Below are 20,424 nucleotides of genomic sequence, written 5' to 3'. Positions count from 1 at the left end.
GCTGTTTTTATCAAATGGCTGGGGCGGCTGGATTCGAACCAACGAATGGCGGTTCCAAAGACCGCTGCCTTACCGCTTGGCGACGCCCCAATTTAGAAATTAGATGTCGGAAGTTGGAGATTGGACAAACAAAAGATAAAATTCTTTATTTTTATTTTAGGGTTAGAAGTTCTCCAATTTCTAACTTCTAACCTCTAACTTCTAAAATGGGGTGGGTGATGGGATTTGAACCCACACTGTCATGATCCACAGTCATGCGCCTCCTAACCGTTGGGCTACACCCACCATATTGGAAATTGGATATTGGAGATTGGAGGTTGGAAAATAATTTATTAATTAACTGAAGTTAGATGTAATCTAACCTCTAACTTCCAACTTCTGACCTCCAGAAATGGCGTCCCCGGAGGGACTCGAACCCCCAACCTACGGATTAGAAGTCCGTTGCTCTATCCATTGAGCTACAGGGACACAGGAATAAATGGAGCGGGTGATGGGAATCGAACCCACGCGACTGGCTTGGAAGGCCAGGGCTCTACCATTGAGCTACACCCGCTCGTTCCTCCGTGCATCAAATAGTATAAATAATTAAACGACTTTTGTCAATAAATAATTTGATGGTGAATTTTGGTTTTTTAGAGATAAATTAGATCTGCTGTAAAATTTCTTTCCTCCATTTTTATAACCGCCAAACTTCCCCCTTGCTCCTCCCGGGGTCTTTCCGGACTTCCGGGATTTAACAACCAGACACCATTAAGCTTGGTAAAAGTCGGCACGTGACTGTGTCCAAAAACTGCCAGATCTACTTTTAGTTGGGCAGCCTTTTCGGCTATCTGTTTTAAATCGTGCTTTACATAGTATAAGTGACCGTGGGTTAAAAATATCTTTATTCCGTTTAATTCCAATAATTCTTCTTCTATCCCATTCCAAACCCCATCACAATTTCCGTGAACCGCAAACACCGGAATACCGAGCTCCGTCCCCAGGGCTATACCATCCCGGTAGTAGTCCCCGGCATGGATTATCCCGGCAAAATTCCGGCCCCGCGCATATTTTATCACCTTTTCAATGCGTCCGTGAGTATCGCTAACTACCAGGTACTCCACCTATAATCCTCCTTTAGCTTCCTTAAAAGCTCCTCTAATGCCCGGGCTCGGTGACTTATTTTGTTTTTTACCTCTAAAGGAAGTTCCGCCATGGTTTTACCGTAATCCGGAAGATAAAAGACCGGGTCATAGCCAAAACCACCGCTACCCCGCATTTCCTCTAAAATATAGCCCTCACATTCCCCCCGGGCCGTAATAAAAGAGCCGTCAGGGAAATAAAGGCAAAGTACCGCTACAAAGCGAGCCGTTCTCTTTTCCCAGGGGACACCTTCTAATTCTTTTAGCAGTTTTTGGATATTTTTAAAATCATCTTTGGGCTCACCGGCATAACGAGCAGAAAACACCCCCGGTCTTCCATCCAGGGCATCCACCACGAGGCCCGAATCATCCGCCAGGGCCGGCAAACCGGTAAACTTGGAAACCGTAGAAGCTTTTTGCCAGGCGTTTTCTTCGAAGGTTGTCCCCTCTTCGGGTATTTCCCCTATTTCCGGGAAATCCAAAAGACTAACTAAAGAAAAACCCGGAAAACTTAAAAGCGACGAAAATTCTTTAAGCTTTCCTTGATTTTTACTGGCTATTACTATCCGCTGCATTTTCCATCCCTATCCTTCGGGCAATATCTCCCAGAGCCTGTTTTTGAAGCTCTATTAACTCCCTGATCCCCTTCTGGGCCAGTGTTAATAGCCTTTGCAGTTCTTCCATGGAAAAAGTTGCTTCTTCACCGGTCCCCTGCACTTCCACAAAACGGTTAGAACCGGTCATCACCACGTTCATATCCACTAAAGCCTTCGAATCTTCCTCAAAATTTAAGTCCAAAACTTCCTCGCCTTCAACTATTCCCACACTTACCGCCGCCACAAAATCCTTTAAGGGAATTACCGGTAAAATTCCGTCCTCAACGAGCTTATTTAACGCTAATGCTAAAGCCACAAACGAACCGGTAATCGCTGCAGTTCTGGTACCTCCATCCGCCTGAATTACGTCACAATCAATCCACAAAGTTCGCTCCCCCAAAGCTTTTAAATCAACCACTCCCCTTAAGGCTCGACCAATTAGCCGTTGAATTTCCAGGGTCCGACCCGATTGCCGACCTTTGGTCGCTTCCCGGACATTGCGCGTTTCGGTGCTCCGGGGAAGCATCCCGTATTCCGCAGTAATCCATCCTTTGCCTTCGCCCTTGGCAAAGGGAGGCACCTTATCTTCTACGGTGGCGGTACAAACTACCCGGGTATCACCCATTTCAATTAAAACCGAACCTTCAGCATGTTTTATGTAGTTTGTGGTTATTTTAACCGTTCGTAACTGGTCTTTTTCCCTGCCATCAATCCGCATTAAATCACCTCATTTTCGTTATCCTGCTGACCAACAACCCCGGCAATTATATAAAGTTTTTCAATAGGATCGTATTTTAATTCTTTAAGTATTTTAAAACCTTTTATCTCACCGGTTCTGGAAACGTGAATCCTTGGGCCGGTACATTCAACCTTTTCCTGGCCAAGCTTGATATGTTCTTCATCATAATAGCAAATTGAAAGATTTTGAGCAATTAATTCTTTTACCCTTTTTTCCAAATCCTCTAAATCTATTTCTGGCTTTTCTTTAAACTCCAGTAAGAAACCGTTACGGATATCGCTGTGAACCTCCGGCTTGATAATCCCCATTTCTTTTAAAACATAACCGGTCAGGTCTTCCGCCGAATGGGCCATTTTCCGGTAAACCAAAGAGGGAAACACTTCATCGGCCACCTCCTGGGGAAAGGGGCCAAAAACATTGGGGCGAAATAAAATCACCTCAGCACCAATCCCGATTAAAAGCTCGGCGTTAATATTTAAATAGGGATACAGCAAATCAAAATGTTCAATTACTACCCGCCGCCCTTTATCGATAGCTTTTTTAACCGCCTCGGCTAAACGGTACGCCGGAGTAAAAGCCATTTCAAAGCGCATATCCATGTGATACGAATGGTGGCGAAAATTTTCCCGTTCATAATCTTCCAGTAACGGTAATGGCCGCAAATTTATCCCTTCATCATCATTGGTAAGTTCTAATCCCGGAAACATCCCGCGAATTAATAAAGATTTGCCGGCCCCAGCATCACCAATTAGCCCCACCAATTTATCCTTGGGACTTAAATATCTCTCGGCCAAAACCGAACCTAAAGCCATAAGCCGGTGTTTGCCCCGGGGAGCAAAATAAACTGCTTTTAAAAGATATTCATGGGGATAAATGCTCATACAATACTCATTCCTTCCCGCACGGCAAAGGCCCCGGGGTAAATAGCGCGGACTTCATCTAAAAGCATTAAAACATTGTAAAAGGGCCAGAAGTGGGTAACCGCAAGGTTTTTGACCCTAGCGTTTTTCGCTAAAAGCGCACAATCTTCGGTAGTTAAATGGTTATTTTGCGTATAATCTCTATCTTTTTTAAAACCGGTACACTCCGCCAGTAACAAATCTACCCCGGAAAAAAACTCGGCGTGCTTTGGTAAGTAGCCGGTATCACCGGTATAACCAAAGGTTTTAATTCCGTTGGTAAATTTAAAGCCGTAAGATAAAGTCTGGTGCGAATTGGTTACGGCCCACCCTTGAAGTTCTTTAATTTGTAAAAACTCTCCTTCTTTAATCGGTATTAACTCAAAAAACTCCTGATATTTACTCATATCCGGCTTTTCCGGGGATTCCGGATAAAAAAGTTTTACTTTTTCGGTTCGTTTTCCGGTAAAAAATAAGCTTCTGACAAGATAACGTAAAATGGGCAGGTCTGCAGTATGGTCTTCATGCCAGTGGGAAAGCACCACCGCATCAAGTTTTTCCGGCTGCCCCCATTTCAACAGGTTCGTTACTGCCCCGCTCCCCGCATCAATTAAAATCGCTGCCTTTTCCGTTTCTAAAAGATATGACGACGTAGCTCCCCCCGGTGCCGGAAAAGGCGCCCAGCACCCCAAAACCGTTAGCCGCATTATATCCCTCCCCCGTATCTTAAACAACCAAGAGCACCGTTAAATTGCGGTTCCCGGGGTATTACTACCTCGACCCCAAGCTCCTTTTCAATGATCTTTCTTAAAGCGCGACTGTATGCCACTCCCCCGGTAAACACCACCTGAGGAGAAAAAAGTTTTTTAAGCATCGGAGCAATTCTTTTATAAATGGTATAGTTTACCCCGGCCGCCAACCGTTCCAAAGGATAACCTTCCACCACCTTGCCTAAAAGCTCCGTCTCCCCAAATATAGCGCAGGTACTTGAAAGTTCCACCGGATCTTCATAAAAGTTTCCCAATTCCTCTAAAGAAATCTTTAAAACCGCAGCCATGTTTTCGAGATACCTTCCGGTAGAAGCAGCACATTTATCGTTGGTTAAAAAATCTACCACCTTGCCTTTTCTAACCAAGACAACTTTACTGTCCTGTCCCCCTAAATCCAACAGGGTAAAATCCATAAGCCCGGTCTGGTAAACCGCCCCCAACGCATGGGCCCGGATTTCCGGGAGATCAATGCCGCCTTTTATTTTCACCGCCTGGCGTCCGTATCCGGTGGAAACAATTTTTTCAATGGAATTTAACCCCAGAGCCGAAAAATCAACCACCAGCTCGCCTGCTACAAGCTTTCCGTATTCCCGGTAAAAACTCACCGTATCAAAAAGTAAAAACCTTATTTCTCCATCTTCTTTAACTGCCATTTTGACATTTCTACTGCCAAGGTCAATTCCTACATACATCTTCATCACCTTTTAACGAATCATATCCAAGAAAGCATCCACCCGCATCCGGGTGCGAGCATCCATTCTTCCCGGCTTATCTCCTTCCAAAGTTAAAATCGGAAGCTTAATTTCCCGCCGGATAATTAAATCTTCTATTTGCCGGTAGCAAAAACTTTGCGCATAGTGAATTACCGCATCCACTTCCCTTAGTTCAAGTTGCTCTTTAATATCTTTAAGGCGAGCAAAAATGCCGTAGGGATAGGTGTATAACTGGTACTGCCGCACGATGTCTTCCTCCAAATACGGCATGGAAAACTGCCGCTGGACCTCGTTAAAAACTACCCGGGCGCCCCTCTCTTCCAGGTAATCGTAAAGGTCGGGAATTATCGGCGGCACACCAATATACGCTATGCGCAGCTTTTCTTTCTCTCCGGGCCTTTTTCTTGCTTCCTCTAAAAATTCCAGGAGTTCTTTTTGAAACTTTTTGGGGTCCTGATTAAAATCACTTGATGATACAAGCCACAGGTGATTTTCAAAACCCGTGACTTTTCCTTCGGCATACGTTAAATAATCAAGCTCCACCAAAAATTTTCTTATTTCATCCAACTGTTTTTTAACTTGAACCGTTTCCTCCCAGGTAGTCCCCAGAGCAGCAATTAATTTTTCTAACTGGTGGGCTAAAAGGTCGTAATCCCGGTCAAAGGGATAAGCAAAAGGTATAATTTCTTTTCCCACCAGCATTAGTGTTTCCATTAACGCATGGGTATTACTGCAATCCCCCTGGGTTACGGCAATAATCGTTCCAATTTCCGGATCATTCTTGGCAACGGTATACAGCCCCTTAATCCAGGCACAGATGTTTCTGGGGTAACCTTCTTCTTCCGCTTCTTCCACTAAAGCCTGAGGCGAGGGAGCGGTAATGAAAATATTATTCAAATCAACCGGCGTCTTGCCCGCCGCAAAAACCGCTTCTACCGGTATGGTTGTTGTTATGCCAACTTTCATCGCTCCACCTACTTTGTCCTCGGTTTTCCTACTAACATTCCTTTACCAATAGCGTATATATCGTCAATCACCATTTGAAAGCTGGGCTCCCGTCCTTCCTTTTCCCCTCTCCGTTTTAGCCGTTCCCTATGAAATTCCCGGATTTCGCTATCAAAGGGAAGATTTCCAAACTCTAAAATCCGCACCGCTCCGGTATCATCCCGTGCCGGCAGGATTTTCCCCAGGTTAAAACGACTGGGGGCAAAAGGCACATCGATAACCCCTGCGGCAAACGCCCGCTCAATTCCCGCAACCAAGTCCCCTTCTCCCAGTTCCAGAGTACGTTCCACAATGGCCCGGGCTTCTTTTTTCATCATTTCTTTTTCTAAAAGGTATTCCTCATTGACCATAAACCGCTGGTCTTTTAGCATATTGACAATCTGCCGGGTGGTTTTTAAACCCTGGGCATTGGCTTCTTTGGTGGGTACTCCCAAAGCTTCATGGGGTGTTTTAACAACAACCTTGTTAGCCTTGGCTAAAGCGGCAGCTACCGCTCCCCAGGCAATTACCGCAAAAGCCCGGGCTTCATCCTGCGGAAAACCACCCATCCACTGGTGAAATACGGTGGTTAAATCCACATCCTGAAAACCAAAGCGCTTTAAGTACTCCTCCGCCAGTTCCACCATCCCGTGTAAAGCCGCTACGTCCTGGTTTAAATTGCCGCACTGCCCGAGTCCCAGGGTAAAGCTTTTTACTCCCTGCTCGACGGCTAAGAGAAGCTCTAAAATATTAATGGCAATGGTAATGGACGGCGGTACCAAAGTACCGGTAAGGGGTCCAAACGATTCCCGGTTTATTAAAACCCCGTGTTCCGCATAGTAACCGATCAACCGGTCCACATACTGCCAGTCTTCAATAGATTTTCTCAACGGGACTTCCTTGGCATAGGGAATGTTGTAGGTAATACCTCCTCCTTCAAAGCTTGAAAAACCCCCGGCCAGGGTTATTTCTGCTAAAAGCCGGGCATCGGGAGTCCCGTGACGTACCTGCACCGGCACGTTAACCTCTTCAATTATCTTGCGGCAAGGATACACCCCGTAATTTACCGCCGGAAAGCCGTTTAACATTGAGCGACCTTCCGCCAGGCTTTCTTCGATACCCCGCTGGGCTTCCTGATAGCGGTTTTGCCTGGTGTAACTGTCAATGGTGGTGGGAAGAAAGTCCGCTTCCCCTTCTTTTTCTAAATATTTCAAAAGAGCTATATGCTCGTTTAATAAAGCAACCCCCGCCCGGGGTTGAATGGCAGTAATTCCTTCTTCCTTAACTTTTTTAAGCTTAACGGCAAAGTTTTTTTCCGGCGGTAAAGCTTTATGGTAGTTTATTCCATCTTCCAATGACACTTCCGCTCCCGTAGGCCAGGCAGCCAGAACTTCTTTCCGAGTTTGCAAAAACTTCTCCAGATCAATTTTCCCTTTCATTCCCCGTTGCCTCCCGCTTGTTTAAAGTTTTTTAACGGAATTTAATAGTTTTAAACCTGCTTCCCGATTATTTTCCGCCAGTAAGCCCGCAGCAAACAAGACATACTCGGTGTCTAAATAAAGTTCAGGTTTCTTGGGCTTTAAGATATGAGGACTATTTTCTTCAAAAAAACCCGCCGCTAAAACTTTTTCCGGTTCCTCGGCATAAACTAAAGGTCCTCCGGTTCCAACCAAAGCTTCTACCCCGGTTAAATCCTTACCGTACTGAACAAAACTTTTTCCGGCAGGAGTCCAGATTTCCTCCAATCTTCCCGCATGCCGATTCATTGCTGTTTTGACACAAATTCGGGTAAGCGCTTTTTCAATTTCCTTTTCCCGGGGGGTTTGGGGAAGATACGTCGGATTTCTATAAATTTTTTCCAGGTAACCGTTTAATTGCTCGGAAGTAATCCCAGAATTGTAAAATTCTTCTTGTCCGTATTCAACAACATTTTTCACCGTTCTCCTTAACCCCAAATCCCCTTCCACAGTTCTTTTAGCGTAGGGCTCCGGAAGTCCTTTTAAACTCACCCCCGACGAGGTGGGTAGCCCCTTTGCTACCGAATGTACATCGGTAGTAGCTCCTCCGACATCAATTAATATAAGCTCCCCGATTTTTTGGGCTAAAAGTTCCGCCCCTTTTAAAACCGCCAGGGGCGTTGGCATCATTACCTTGTCCACGATTTTTTCGGCTTTTTTTAACCCTTTGGCTTCAACTATTTTTTCTAAAAATATCTGGCGAATCAGGTTTTGGACCGGTTCAATGTTTAGGGTATTGAGGTCCGGTAAGACATTGGGAGCAATCCTGAAGTCTACCTTGCCTTCTAATATTCCGGCAACCTCGGTAGCCGCCGAGCGGTTGCCGGCAACCAAAATCGTGCCTTTAATTTTTAGCCGTGATAATTTCTTAGCATTTTCTAAAAGGTATTTTTTGTTCCCGCCGTCAGTTCCTCCGGCCAGCAAAATGATGTCCGGATTCAGGGCCAAAATTTCGTCCAAATCTTCCGGGGTAAGCTCATAGCTATAGGTCTTTTCTACCCGCGCCCCGGCGGTCAAAGCTGCCTTTTTTGCCGCCTCGGTGGTTAAATCCCGTACCAGCCCTACCGCCACCATCCTGAGTCCGCCGGCAGCCGAAGAAGAGGCAAGTTTTATATCATATTTCTCTTTAATTCCCTGCCGTGATAACTCTAAAAGGCAATCGTTTATCCCAAGGGTTACATCGGTTTCTACGGTAGTATAAGCTTTAGCCGAAGCTACAAGCTCCCCCCGTTCTAACTCCACCACTCGTCCTTTGGTATATGTACTGCCTATGTCCAAAAAAAGCCCTAACGTCACCTTAAAAGCCCCCTACATTAGCCCAAGGTCTTCTTTAAGGGCTTGTATTGCTTCTTCCGGCATCGTTCCCGGGGGAAATACCCGGTCAAATCCCATTGCTTTAAACTTTCTCTCTACTTCGGTAAAATCCTGTTTCCCCACCACTAAGTTACCTCCTACATACAGGAGAACATCATCCAGACCAGCTTCAATAAACTTTTCCTTGAGACCACGACAGTCAATTTCCCCGTGACCGTAAAGGGAAGAAACCAATACCGCTTTGGCATCGGTCTCCAAAGCAGCTTTCACAAATTCTTCCTGGCTCACCATTACCCCTAAATTGTGTACCTTAAAACCGGCATTGGTGAGGGCATACTCTAAAATTTTATTGCCAATAGCGTGAACATCAGCCCCAATCACCCCGAGCACTAAATTTACCTCTTTCATACTATTACCTCCAGGTCAATTTTTTGGACCTTATCTATGTTATAGCCTAAGTACAAGCTTCCAAGATTTTTTAGACTTTTTTCATCGCCGGTAACAAAAAACTGGACTTTTCCGCCATTCTCACCTAAAAGCTTGTTTTCCTCTAATTTTCGATAAACCTCCCGGGCAACATAGGCCGCCGGGTCAATTACCTGAATTTTGGGGTAAAGTTTCTGAATAGTTTCGGTTAAAAAAGGATAATGGGTACAACCCAGGACCACATCTCTAATTTCTTCTTCTACAAGTGGCTCAAAGTATTCCCGGGTAGCTTCTTCCACTTCTTTCCCCGAAACAATCCCCTTTTCAATCAAGGGCACATACCGGGGACAAGCTACCATATAAACTTCTTGAAACTTGTTAGTTTCCATAAGTTTTTTTTGATAAAGCCCACTTTTCACCGTCGCCTCGGTGGCCAGCACCCCGACCTTGGCTTTGGCCGGCATATTTTTCCTTAAGGGCTCCAGCATTCCTTCCATTAAAACCGGGTATTTTTCTTTTAAGATGGGTAAGGTTATGGCCGAACTGGTATTGCAGGCAAAGACTACCATCTTAACCCCTAACTTAAGAAAAAAGCGAATTATGGCATCGCCCAAAACTAATAATTCCTCTTTGGATTTCGAGCCGTAAGGTACATGAGCAGTATCTCCCAAATAGTAAAAGTTTTCTTGGGGGAGCAAATTTATTAATTCCTTTAGCACCGTTACTCCGCCAACTCCCGAATCAAATATTCCGATACCCAGTGATGCTTTGTCCAAAATGCTAAACCTCCTGTAAACGGTTAAAGTTTTACCAAAATATTATTCTGCCAGAACTGTTTCTTGATACCCTTCTTAATATTATCCCACACAAAAATCCTTTTTTCCATCTGCTACCCTTTTAAGAAAAACTCTATTTGGCAAAAAAGTCAAGGGATTTTAAGAAAAAAACCTTTTTTGGCCTAAAAGCCAAAAAAGGTTTGTGGTTAATTTTTTATTTTAATCATCGCCTCATTTTTCTCCACCGGTACCGTTAGGTCCATGTGACCTTTTAAGCTTTCCACTTTTTCCCCCTCAACCCGAAACTCTACTTTTTTTATCGTAGGAAATTGGCATAACGTGTCCACAATAGCATATACGGTTAACGCTTCCGCCGCCGATCCTCCCGGGTGGTTATCTATCACTTCCCGGCTGAGATCAACAATGCACAAGCCATCGGGTTTCACATTAATATCCCGTAAAACCGTACCGGAAGGAACCACCGGCTTTAAATTAGAAGTTTGGGGGCCGGCAAAAAGTTCGTTTAACGTTTCTCGCGCAATAGCTGGAACTTTGGCAATCATCCGCTTTTCCGGAACCAAATATTCGCCGGTTTCATCGGCAAAATATAAAACTACTTCAACCATCTCGCCTTTTTGACCTACTTCTACGCTTTCCTCTTTAACCTCGGTTTTATCCGGAACTACCGCTTTACGCTCAAAAATCTTATTCCACCAGCTGCAGCCGGCAACCCCACTTATTAAAAAAACCACCAAAATACCTGCCATAATTTTCCTGACCAAATTTTTTCACCTCCCGAAATAAACCTGTCCTGATGTATCACACTAATAAATAACTATTCGATAAAGGACAAGTTTATTACCGGAGGTAGATAAAATGGTAAAAAAACTTTTTTCTCTTGTTTTCCTTATGATATTTTTAACTCCCCTTACCGTTTTAGCCAACGAAAAAAATATCATTATCATTGAAACGCGGACCCGCCTCCTTTATCTTTTCCGGGAAGATAAGCTTGTAAAAAAATACCCGGTTGCCCTGGGTGACCTGAAAACTCCCACCCCGATTGGTTGCTTTAAAATCATCTTTATGCGCAAAAACTGGGGCAGCGGTTTTGGCAGCCGCTTTCTAGGTTTAAACGTACCCTGGGGTATGTACGGCATTCACGGGACCAACAAACCCGGTTCCATTGGCAGTTACGCCAGTCACGGCTGTATCCGGATGTTAAACCGGCATGTAGAAGAACTGTACGAAAAGGTTAACCTTCAAGATCAAGTAATTATTCTCGGTAATCCTTTTACCTATCAGGAAACCCCGTGGCGAACATTGGTTGTAGGTTCTAAAGGAAGTGATGTTCTTATTCTGCAGGAGCTTTTAAAGCTTAAAGGTTATTATTCCGGTCCCATCGACGGTATTTTTGGCCGAAAAATGGAAAAAGCCGTAGTGCAATTTCGTGCCGACCACGGCCTTCCCTCTGATAATCGGATAAACATGGAAATGTACAAACTTTTAAGGATCTATGATTAATTTAACTCAATTATATTGGGCTTAAAGCCCAGTTCCTTTAAAAGTTTTAAATAATCCTCGGAAGTTACTTCTTCCCACTTCTTGTTTAGAAGAGTTAATAAAACCCCTTCCATAACGTTGGTTCCAAAAGAGCGTCCGTTTAAAACCGGAGTGGTTGTAACTAACATTTTGGCCCCCCTGTTTTTTAACTCCTCCACATCTTCCCGGGTAGTAGTATTGGTTAAAATTATCTTGCCATCAATCCGCTCCGGTAAGTGTTTCTTTATATAGAGGTAATCCCCGGCAATAATATCCGCCCAGTGGTAATACCGGTCATTCTTGCTTTTCTTTTCTCTAACTTCCTGTTCCTTGCCCGTAGGATAAAGAATCTGAAACGGCAGCTTGGTAATAATGGGCAGCAGTATAGCCGCTAAGAAATTCAAAGTGCTGATTTTCCTAATAGGAATGGGAATTCCCAGGGCAAAAATTAAATCGCCAAAAATTACTTCCGCACCGGTTTCGACTAACGCTTCCGCCATACCGAAACGATCCACGCCGGAAACCAGCAGCACCTTGCTTTTAGGAGTGATAATTCCCATACGGGCAAGCTCCCGCACCACTTCCCGCTCTAAAGTATTTTTGAGGCCACTTCCATCCACCGCCGGAGTAATTTTAACCGCCTGCAAAAGCCGAAGCCCATCTTTTATAGCATACCGGCGTCCTCCGGCATAAAGATAGACATCTATCCCGCCAAGTCCAATAGCATCTACTTTGCCGTCCAACTCTTTTAAAACCTGCAACGCTTTATTATAATCCCCATCGGTACCCCGGCGCTCGATAATAAATTTTTCTCCCAAAAATTCCGCCTCGGTTGCTTTGTCTCGCTTGGAAGAACCCAGGCTTACGCTGACTACCCTTTTCACAGCATCCGCTCCTTTTTTCGGTCTTTATATAATTTTACCACCAAAAAAGGAGTTGTGCATTACTACCGAAAGCTTTTGCCAAGAGCAATACCTAAAAAAAATGCTCCCACCGATTCTGCCGGTAGTCTCTCCTGCCAGATAAGCTCGGGCAAAGGTAAATTTAAATAATGAACAAAAAAGGGAAGCCAGGCTAAAATCAGGGCAGGAAGCCCGAGAATTAAAAGGGTTACCCAATCAAAAGTTATTTTCGAAGTTTTGGATATCCGTTCCCATTCTAAAGAAAATCCCGCTAACATAAGTCCCATTCCCATTAAAAGCCGCACAGCCATGTAAACTGCGGTACTTTTGACGTTTAGTCTACCTAAAGCCCAGTTGAACATCAACAGTCCCAAAATTACCAAAGCTACACTTACCACTTCATACCACCTGGATTTTTTCATAGCTACCCTCCCCTACCGGTAAAGTAATTATCACCCACGTTCCTTTGCCCACTTCGCTTTTAATCATTAAATTTCCCAAGTGAAATTCCACTACCCTCTTGGTAAAAGGTAAACCCAGGCCGGTCCCCTTTTCCTTGGTAGTAAAGAAAGGCTGGCAAATTTTTTGCAAAATTTCCGGCGGTATACCGGGACCGCTATCGGCCACGGTTAAAACTATTTCCCGGCTTTTAACGTTGTAGTCCAGATAAATCTTAAGAACTCCACCCCCTTCCATTGCTTCTACGGCGTTTAATAAAACATTTAAGAGCGCTTGTTTTAAAAGGTTTCGGTCCCCCTTTAAATAAGGGGGGTAATGAAGAAAAGTCTCAATTTTCACCTTTTGTTTTCGAGCTTCTCTGTCAACAAGGGCCAATACTTCCACCACTAATTTTTGAAAATCAAAACGTTCTTTTTTAGCCCGGTAAGCTTTGTTTAAATTAAGAAAATCAGTAGTTAAGCGGTACAGCCGATTTATTTCCTCATCGAGCATTTTCAACTCGGGCCGCCCATCCTGACAAAGTTTTGATAAACCGGTTAACACCGTAAAGGCATTTTTTAATTCGTGGGTGAGTTCCGAAATAATTTCACCCGCCGCTGCTAACTGCAGGGTTTTGGCAGCTAACTCTTCTTTCTGCCTTTTGTCGGTTATGTCCTGGATAAATAAAAAAGCTCCGTCAATTTGTCCCAAATTATTTTGGATAATTCCCGTACAAACTTCCCCCAAACGCATTTCTCCCAGAACTTGAAAAGTTATCGTTTTTCTATAAACGGTATTTCCGGTTTTTAAAGTATGTACTAAAAATGATGACTTTTTCTCTTCCTCGGTTATAATATAGCTTTTGATAAACTCATCGTACTGTTTTCCCACAGCTTCTACAAAAGAAACCTTAAAAAACTCTTCCGCCGAGGGATTTATGTAGGTAATAGTTAAATCCCTGTCAACTAAAACAATCCCCGTTTGTGCATTTTCCAAAACGGCATTTAATTTTCGCTGCAAATCCCAGTTAGATTTTGTAAGGGCAAGAGTCCTCCGGTCGTTTAAAAAAACATAATGTAAACTATATCCTATTCCCACCAGGAGCACTAAAAATAACACCGTTCCGCTAAGCCTCAAAATTTCGCCAACCACTACCGATAAGTAATTTCGGTTTTGCTGGGTAAGAACAAAACCCACCAGCTCTTTCTTCACGTAAACCGGGTGGAGGTAAACATAGGCTTTCCCGTCGGCTAAGCTTAACTTACCAAAATAAGGATAGCGTTTTTTAATGATAATATCTTTAATTTCTCCGGTAAGTATCCCTCCGATTAATTCGCTATCTTTAGCTAATTTGCCATTTACATTGGCATAGCGAGCTATAATTTCCAAATTTGGACATTTTATAAAACTTATCATCATATCGGGAAAATGAGTTAAAATTAAATTTATTTCGTTTTGCTCAGAAATTTCCAAATCGTTAATATCCGTTAGGTCTTTTTCAATTTCCTTCGCCATATGTACCGCAACATAGGTTAAATTTTTTTTCGATAACTCCGGTATTTCCAGGTATAAAAAATAATACATGACCGTTCCCACTATCACTAATGGCAGCACTAACAAAAGGGTCAGGTAAAAATACCTGCCTTTAATACCCCTCACTCCCTGTTGGTAAAATTTTCTGATTATTTTTCACTATTCTCTTCTACATTAGTTTAATTTTTCCTGCTTTAGTTAAAAAAATAAACCGGGCCCTATAGAACCCGGTTTTTGTGCAATTTATGGTGCGCCCGGCAGGAATCGAACCTACGCACCCGGCTCCGGAGGCCGGCGCTCTATCCGCTGAGCTACGGGCGCATTTCTTTATTCCTCGCTCTTACTATTATACACATTTTTCGCTTGAAGGCAAGTTGTTAAGAAAGAAATTTTACTGTTATTTTTTTACTGACCGGTAGATCCAAACCCTCCCGTTCTTTGGCCTTCTGCCTGGTCATCCTCGGTCTTTAAATATTTTGTAAAAATCCCCTGGGCTATCCGTTCCCCTTTCCTGATCGTTACCGGTTCTTTCCCGGGGTTAAACAAAGGTACCATGATATGGCCTTCGTTTTCCGGATTATCGTAATAATCCGCATCTACTACCCCTACGCCGTTGGCGAGAATCAAGCCTTTTTTCACCGCAAGGCTACTTCTAATGTAAATGAGAAGCACTTCATCTTCGGGCATATAAGCTTTAACACCGGTAGGCACCAGTTTTACCTCACCCGGGTTTAAAACCACATCCTCCGCTGCTTCCAGATCATAACCGGCACTGGCTTTGGTCTTACGCCGGGGGATGTTGATTCCTTTGTCCTCAAAAAAACTTACAATCTTAAATCCGCGCATTGTCTCCTCCATATTCACCTGTTTAGTTTCTCCCTTTTTATAATTATAAAGGCTTTTCGTTTTTACAAAAACTTTTTAATTGTAAACATGGGGCTAGAGTTTGCCCTTTTTAAATAGGTTTTTATTTTTACTTATCTATCATTTAATTTTTGTAAAGCAAAATAATCATGAAACACAATGCCACCAAAAGAAAGATAGTCGCGAAAACTTTTTTCTAACTTCGATACAGCCGTAAATAATACTTGGTTGCTATTTTGAAAATATTTTACTTCAATCCCCACCCGCACCTTCTTACCATATTTTTCTCCTAAAGCTAATTCTTCCTTACAAACCACCGGTATTTCCTCGTAGTTTTCCCGGTAAGCCATTACCGAAATCCCCGCTACCAGCTCTAAAATATGTCCGGATAAATAGTTTTCCCTTCCCTGATAGGTTAGGCGAAAGGACTTCTCTCCCTCATCAAACCAAAAAGGTACCACCACTTCAAAGGAAAGCCCCGATCCGGAAAGTTTCTCTTTAACAAGCTTAAGAATATCTAAATATTCTACCGCTACTGCCTGCCAGTTTCTTTCCCAATCGGGCAGTAAGTAAGGCTCTATATCAAGCTGAATCCCGGCAAATTTTACCGGAAGTTTCTGATTTAAGTCGATAACTTTATCAATAAAAGCTAATACTTCCTCCTGGTTTTCTTTTAGTCCCCAGCTTGGTTCTCCCCCCAGGGCATAAACTTCTTTTTCCAATTTTTTAGCTTCCGTTAAAATTTTAGCCATTTGCTCGGAATTAATTTTGGGCGGTATTTGCAGGTACAACGTTTTTATTTTATATTCCGTTAATATTTCCCAAAAGTCTTGCTCTTTCGTCAATGAAATATCCCATGTCCACACCCCTCGGGGCAGTACTTTAATAGGAAAAATAAAAACAATAAAAAGCAAAGCCACTGTTAAAGTAAGGACTCCCAGCAAAAAATACCGACGCATATTCATATCATCTCTCCTTAATGCCAAAAAAGGCCTGCATGGTTTGCAGGCCATCTTTTACACTATTTATCATAGTGGAGGGGGACCGTACCATACAAAAGTAACAGTTATTAAGTGTTTCAGTAAAAATTTTTTTGATTTTATTTTATCCCTTTAATATTTTACTACAAATATGTACCTTTTTAGTTATTTACCCAAAAAACTGTCGACAGTTGGCACTAACAATAATGACAGTGCTTTTTCTGCGATAACGCCAATTAAACAGATTCTCAACGCATCTTTGTTTGATAGACTGCCGGATTTTTACCCCCAATTTCTTTTTCGGTAATATTTTGAATTTCTAAGTTTGCATTATTTATAAAGTAGTCTATGTTTTCTTTAAGCAAATTTACTATCTTTCTATCAACGATTTCTTTTGCTGTCATATCGGTTAAAATTTCTAAAGCATCTTTCGTATTTAAAGCATCCCGGTAAGGGCGTTTCTCCGTTAAAGCTACCCACTTGTCCGCCACGGCAATAATTCTTGAAGGAACACATAACTGCTCGCCGGAAGCTTTAAAAGGATAGCCCTGTCCGTTTGGCTGCTCGTGGTGGTATCCTGCCCACCGAGCTATATCTTCAAAGCCTGAAACTTTGTTTAGCAAATGGTACGAAAAGTAGGGATGAGCTTTTATTATTGCAAATTCGCTTTCAGTTAAAGGCCCGTTTTTTTCGAGAATTTTATTTGGAACACCAAGTTTTCCTATGTCATGGACGAGCCCTGCTATTTCTATCAACGCTCTTTGTTCTGTAAGTCCGGCAGTTTCAGCAAGCTGGCCGCTTAAAACGGCAACATTTAAGGAGTGCGTTTTGGTGAAATGGCTTTTAGCGTCAATTATGTAAGCAAAAGGTACTGACAAAAGTTTTAATTCCTTTTCGCCGGCCATAATTTTTGTTTTTGGCCTTAATTCCGAAAGCCTTTCCTCGATATAGTAATGGCTAAGGTCTATCCAGAAGCTTTCCTGCTTCGAAAGTTCTAAAAATGCTTCTACGATTAAATCGTTAAAAAGAATTTTAGTATTTTTACTAAAGTAACGTTCGATTTCTCTACGTTGCAATAAAGCCAATTTTCTAGGAGCAAGAAGTAACTCAATCTGGTCAGCAGCAAAGATAATTTGACTTAAAAGAGAAACAGTTTTGTACCGATCTTCCAATGGATAATCCATAAACCTTCGGTGGTGAAGCTTAATTACTTCGGCTACCTCCCGAAAAAAAGGCACATCTTTTAAAAGTTCATAGCCCAATTCAGCATGTTTGGAATCGTATTTATCGAGTAAAGATATATCGTCTAGATTCATCAATCTTGCTCCTGCACCTAAATCGTGGAGGTAAGCTGCCCAAAACAGTGTTTCGTAATCTTTCGCTGGAAGCTTTAGCTTATTCCCGATAGATGCAGCAATATATGCTACCCTTTCATGGTGATGTGCAAAATCGCCTTTAGTAAACTCCAAAGCCTTTGTTAATGCAACTACTACGTCAGTCAAATCGACTGTGTACATTAAGTTTCCACTCCTATTGTCAGTATTGAAAAATTAATCATAAACCGCTCTTCAGGCTTTATACTTGAACAGCAAAAAATCCAGAAAAAGGTTAACTTCTTCTATAGCTTCATCAGGTAATTGGTAAATTTTTTTAATTACATCATTATAAGGATTTTCTTCTTCCACAAGCCCGGCAAGGTATTCGAGACTCACTTTTAATTCCTTTGCTATTTTCCAAAGAATTTCGATACTTGGTTCCCGTTCATGGATTTCATACTTGTTTAATGCCCAATAAGAAATCCCTACCAGCTCAGCTAGTTCTCTACTCTTAATTTTTCTTTTCTTTCGAATTAACCTGATTCTGTTCTTAACGGCCAAAGAAAATCACCCATATCACCAGTCCTAGAAGAACAAGTTTTCTAATTAACGCAAAATTTTTTAGAAAAATTCAACATTCAACAGTTCAGCATCTAAAGTACTTTGGTGAATTCTTCGCTCTTCTTCAGAATTATAAAGCGCTTTAATTTTACTCAATAATTCCCCTTGTTCCTTACCTTCCAAGTGTTCTTCAATAACTCTCAACCCTTGAATAACATTATTTAGCCTTTGAGCAATAATATCTTGAAATTGAAAATTAATAACTCCTCGAGAAATTACTTCTTCTAAATCCTTTAAAGCTGTATCAGCCTTAGAAAAAATGTCACTGACCTTCTGGCCCCACTCCCGGCTTATCTTCCCGCTTTCCTTAATCTTTTCATTGGCAGCTCTCAATTGACTTAAAAAATAGTTTTCAAGTTCTTCTAAGCTTCCACTTAATTCTTCCACTTTTCCCTTAAAAGTTTTATTATGCTCCGCTAAGTTTCCAATAGCCTCAGACGTTTGACTTACCAAACCTTGGATCTCTTTGGCTACAACAGCAAAATTTCGACCGGCAGCTCCCAGACGGGCAGCTTCTATCGAAGCATTTAACGCTACTACCCTGGTTTTTCGGTTAATTTTTTCTAAAATCTCTACCAATGCTGCCTGCTCCTCTTTATCCCATAATTGAAAGACATCGTTAATCTTTGTAACTAACTGGCGAATATAATCCTCCACTTCCTGCAGTACTCTAGCATTTTCCTCTACCACTTCATTAATTGCCGCAATACTTTTTCGATTTAGCTCCAATACCTCCAGCATAGAACTGGCAATTAAATCTTTGCTATTTTTTAGCACAGTCATGCTGTTTTCTACAGATTGAACTATTTCTAATACCGCACTTTCACTTGTTTTTATCACTTTTTCAATTTGTTTTTCCAAAATCAAAAGTACTTCTATCAACTCAATCATCCAAATTCCTCTTTTCCAACTTGCCTCAAAGGCAAAAAATTTCATTGGTGGTTAATTATTTGATTATTCAATGCTGGCTAATTATTTAATTGTTTATATAAGTCAATATTTTAATTTAAATATTGACTCTTAATCCAAAAGTGTTAGTCTAAGAAAAGATAAGTTATAATTTTTTGCAGACCTTGTTTTTTTGAAAACTTAAGAAAAGGAGAATGGCGTTACTGATATGAGAAAAGAACAAAAGGGTCAAGATCCATATTTTGAAAAATTTTTGATTTGGGCCCTGGAAGAGAATTTGAATAAAAGAACAATTGAAGGATACTGGAGGGCTTGGAAAATCTGGAAAGAGTTCTTGTGGGAAAGAGGTATAGACGTTGAAAAAGCAAATGTAGTCGATGCCCAGGAATTTTATTATTCTTTGCTCAAAAAAAATGAAATCTCCACCGCCAACTACAGGTTGGTACTCCTGGGCAAGATATACGAAGTTATTGGCCTGAAAAAAGATTTATGGAAAAAAGTGAAGGCAGCAGTAGTTCCTGTTCAACAGCCAAAGTCTTTAAGTGATTTTGAACGTAAAAGACTTTTAACGATCTGCGATGCGCTGAAATTAAAAGACCGAGTTATAATTTATCTTGGGCTTCTAGCAGGACTTAGGGTATCAGAAATGGCTGAATTAAAATGGGATAATATCAAAGATAAAAAATTACAGGTTATAGGTAAGATGGGACGGGTTCGGGAAGTGCCACTGCACCCGCTTTTAAGGGATACCTTAAATGAGTTAAAAAGAAAGTCCAAATATGAGTATGTTCTTCCTGGTTGGAAGGGCAAACCGATGAATCCGTCATCTATTTACAAAAGGGTGAAAGCGGCAGGAGAACTTGCAGGAATAGAAAACCTGCATCCTCACCAGCTTAGGCATACTTTCGCCAAAAACCTGATTAAAAGCGGGGCCAGCCTGGATAAAGTAGCCAAGTTGCTTGGACACTTTAAATCTGACGGTTCCGTGTCACTGCAAACTGTGGCAAGATATACTGTTTCAACTACCGAAGAATTAGCAGAGTACATCGATTTGCTTTAAAAAATACCTTATAACTGAAATGCAAATTAAATTAATTACCAATAAAATGGTTACATAAAGATAAAAAGAGCCTTAATGTCAAGCTTTCCAACAATCTTTATGATGTGTTTTATTTTACTTTTTTTACTCTATCATACTAAAGAAACAGGAATTAGCATCATTTGACAAATTTTAAAATTTTTATTGACTTTTCATTCAATTTTTTTAATACTTAGATGTAGGTAAACTCGTTAAAAAGCAACAATGCAAATTAAATGGGCTAAGGTCGTAAGGCTATGTCAGCCAACTGCTGAAAAGTTAAAGGAAATGATAAAAAAGTTAGAAACATCCTTAACGGTAGAAAGGTGTTTGTTTTATAAAACTGAAGTATAAATGAGCGAAGAAAAAGATATTAAAACATAAAAAAA

General features: G+C 41.7%; 22 protein-coding genes and 5 tRNA genes. 2 read left to right on the top strand and 25 right to left on the bottom strand.

Annotated features, from left to right (window positions below; genetic code table 11):
- Positions 1–15: 15 nt before the first annotated feature.
- The 16 genes from ciss_RS12045 to ciss_RS11970 form a co-directional block, all read right to left on the bottom strand.
- Positions 16–90, bottom strand: a tRNA-Gln gene (locus ciss_RS12045).
- Positions 91–207: 117 nt separating this feature from the next.
- A tRNA-His gene (locus tag ciss_RS12040) sits at positions 208–285 on the bottom strand.
- A gap of 107 nt (positions 286–392) precedes the next feature.
- Positions 393–468, bottom strand: a tRNA-Arg gene (locus ciss_RS12035).
- Between the two features lie 11 nt (positions 469–479).
- Positions 480–553, bottom strand: a tRNA-Gly gene (locus tag ciss_RS12030).
- 79 nt (positions 554–632) lie between these two features.
- Entirely contained in the window at positions 633–1,103 is a 471-nt protein-coding gene (locus tag ciss_RS12025; RefSeq protein ID WP_075866536.1) for a metallophosphoesterase family protein, read from the bottom strand.
- Positions 1,088–1,696: an XTP/dITP diphosphatase gene (locus tag ciss_RS12020; RefSeq protein ID WP_075866535.1), complete on the bottom strand. Its 609-nt coding sequence runs from the start codon at positions 1,694–1,696 to the stop codon at positions 1,088–1,090. Before ciss_RS12020 ends, ciss_RS12025 begins: the two co-directional genes overlap by 16 nt.
- Positions 1,671–2,435: a ribonuclease PH gene (gene rph, locus ciss_RS12015; RefSeq protein WP_075866534.1), complete on the bottom strand. Its 765-nt coding sequence runs from the start codon at positions 2,433–2,435 to the stop codon at positions 1,671–1,673. Before rph ends, ciss_RS12020 begins: the two co-directional genes overlap by 26 nt.
- Positions 2,435–3,337, bottom strand: coding sequence for an alanine-tRNA synthetase second additional domain-containing protein (locus tag ciss_RS12010; protein WP_075866533.1), 903 nt, complete (start codon positions 3,335–3,337; stop codon positions 2,435–2,437). Before ciss_RS12010 ends, rph begins: the two co-directional genes overlap by 1 nt.
- Positions 3,334–4,062, bottom strand: a complete 729-nt coding sequence (locus ciss_RS12005) for an MBL fold metallo-hydrolase (protein WP_075866532.1) — start codon at positions 4,060–4,062, stop codon at positions 3,334–3,336. The genes ciss_RS12010 and ciss_RS12005 overlap by 4 nt, the downstream gene beginning before the upstream one ends.
- The gene (locus ciss_RS12000; protein WP_075866531.1) at positions 4,062–4,817 is read right to left on the bottom strand and encodes an acyl-CoA dehydratase activase; all 756 of its coding nucleotides are present in this window, start codon (positions 4,815–4,817) and stop codon (positions 4,062–4,064) included. The genes ciss_RS12005 and ciss_RS12000 overlap by 1 nt, the downstream gene beginning before the upstream one ends.
- A 12-nt stretch (positions 4,818–4,829) precedes the next feature.
- The gene (locus ciss_RS11995) at positions 4,830–5,804 is read right to left on the bottom strand and encodes a 2-hydroxyacyl-CoA dehydratase family protein (protein WP_075866530.1); all 975 of its coding nucleotides are present in this window, start codon (positions 5,802–5,804) and stop codon (positions 4,830–4,832) included.
- A gap of 8 nt (positions 5,805–5,812) precedes the next feature.
- Positions 5,813–7,261: a methylaspartate mutase subunit E gene (locus ciss_RS11990; protein ID WP_075866529.1), complete on the bottom strand. Its 1,449-nt coding sequence runs from the start codon at positions 7,259–7,261 to the stop codon at positions 5,813–5,815.
- A gap of 21 nt (positions 7,262–7,282) precedes the next feature.
- The gene (gene glmL / locus ciss_RS11985; RefSeq protein WP_075866528.1) at positions 7,283–8,635 is read right to left on the bottom strand and encodes a methylaspartate mutase accessory protein GlmL; all 1,353 of its coding nucleotides are present in this window, start codon (positions 8,633–8,635) and stop codon (positions 7,283–7,285) included.
- A 12-nt stretch (positions 8,636–8,647) separates the two neighbouring features.
- Complete coding sequence (gene glmS / locus ciss_RS11980) at positions 8,648–9,061, bottom strand: methylaspartate mutase subunit S (protein ID WP_075866527.1); 414 nt, start codon at positions 9,059–9,061, stop codon at positions 8,648–8,650.
- Positions 9,058–9,855, bottom strand: coding sequence for a glutamate racemase (gene murI, locus ciss_RS11975; protein WP_166504029.1), 798 nt, complete (start codon positions 9,853–9,855; stop codon positions 9,058–9,060). The genes glmS and murI overlap by 4 nt, the downstream gene beginning before the upstream one ends.
- A 206-nt stretch (positions 9,856–10,061) precedes the next feature.
- Positions 10,062–10,637 (bottom strand): GerMN domain-containing protein, encoded by a 576-nt coding sequence (locus tag ciss_RS11970; RefSeq protein ID WP_075866526.1) that lies wholly within the window; start codon positions 10,635–10,637, stop codon positions 10,062–10,064.
- Between the two features lie 94 nt (positions 10,638–10,731).
- Here ciss_RS11970 and ciss_RS11965 point away from each other — a divergent pair, with 94 nt between their 5' ends.
- Positions 10,732–11,376 carry a L,D-transpeptidase family protein gene (locus ciss_RS11965; protein WP_075866525.1) on the top strand — a complete coding sequence of 215 codons (645 nt, stop codon included), beginning with the start codon at positions 10,732–10,734 and terminating at the stop codon, positions 11,374–11,376.
- On the opposite strand, the gene ciss_RS11960 is transcribed toward ciss_RS11965, so the two are convergent.
- The 9 genes from ciss_RS11960 to ciss_RS11920 form a co-directional block, all read right to left on the bottom strand.
- Positions 11,373–12,278: a DUF8754 domain-containing protein gene (locus tag ciss_RS11960; protein WP_075866524.1), complete on the bottom strand. Its 906-nt coding sequence runs from the start codon at positions 12,276–12,278 to the stop codon at positions 11,373–11,375. The genes ciss_RS11965 and ciss_RS11960 overlap by 4 nt on opposite strands.
- Positions 12,279–12,340: 62 nt before the next feature.
- Positions 12,341–12,718, bottom strand: coding sequence for a hypothetical protein (locus tag ciss_RS11955; RefSeq protein ID WP_075866523.1), 378 nt, complete (start codon positions 12,716–12,718; stop codon positions 12,341–12,343).
- On the bottom strand, positions 12,696–14,393 hold the full coding sequence (locus tag ciss_RS11950) for a two-component system sensor histidine kinase NtrB (RefSeq protein ID WP_143298568.1): 1,698 nt from the start codon (positions 14,391–14,393) through the stop codon (positions 12,696–12,698). The genes ciss_RS11955 and ciss_RS11950 overlap by 23 nt, the downstream gene beginning before the upstream one ends.
- A 120-nt stretch (positions 14,394–14,513) precedes the next feature.
- A tRNA-Arg gene (locus ciss_RS11945) sits at positions 14,514–14,588 on the bottom strand.
- 84 nt (positions 14,589–14,672) lie between these two features.
- Entirely contained in the window at positions 14,673–15,113 is a 441-nt protein-coding gene (dut, locus tag ciss_RS11940) for a dUTP diphosphatase (protein WP_075866521.1), read from the bottom strand.
- Between the two features lie 131 nt (positions 15,114–15,244).
- The gene (locus ciss_RS11935) at positions 15,245–16,096 is read right to left on the bottom strand and encodes a hypothetical protein (RefSeq protein ID WP_075866520.1); all 852 of its coding nucleotides are present in this window, start codon (positions 16,094–16,096) and stop codon (positions 15,245–15,247) included.
- Positions 16,097–16,359: 263 nt separating this feature from the next.
- Positions 16,360–17,628, bottom strand: a complete 1,269-nt coding sequence (locus ciss_RS11930; protein WP_075866519.1) for an HD domain-containing phosphohydrolase — start codon at positions 17,626–17,628, stop codon at positions 16,360–16,362.
- Between the two features lie 51 nt (positions 17,629–17,679).
- Entirely contained in the window at positions 17,680–17,988 is a 309-nt protein-coding gene (locus ciss_RS11925; RefSeq protein ID WP_075866518.1) for a helix-turn-helix domain-containing protein, read from the bottom strand.
- 60 nt (positions 17,989–18,048) lie between these two features.
- Entirely contained in the window at positions 18,049–18,939 is an 891-nt protein-coding gene (locus tag ciss_RS11920; protein WP_075866517.1) for a methyl-accepting chemotaxis protein, read from the bottom strand.
- Positions 18,940–19,165: 226 nt separating this feature from the next.
- Here ciss_RS11920 and ciss_RS11915 point away from each other — a divergent pair, with 226 nt between their 5' ends.
- Positions 19,166–20,017 (top strand): tyrosine-type recombinase/integrase, encoded by an 852-nt coding sequence (locus ciss_RS11915; RefSeq protein ID WP_075866516.1) that lies wholly within the window; start codon positions 19,166–19,168, stop codon positions 20,015–20,017.
- Positions 20,018–20,424: the final 407 nt, after the last annotated feature.

It is taken from the genome of Carboxydothermus islandicus (assembly GCF_001950325.1).
Classification (GTDB): domain Bacteria; phylum Bacillota; class Z-2901; order Carboxydothermales; family Carboxydothermaceae; genus Carboxydothermus; species Carboxydothermus islandicus.
Note: the sequence above shows the minus strand (reverse complement) of the source record. Positions and strands in the feature narration are given on the sequence as shown.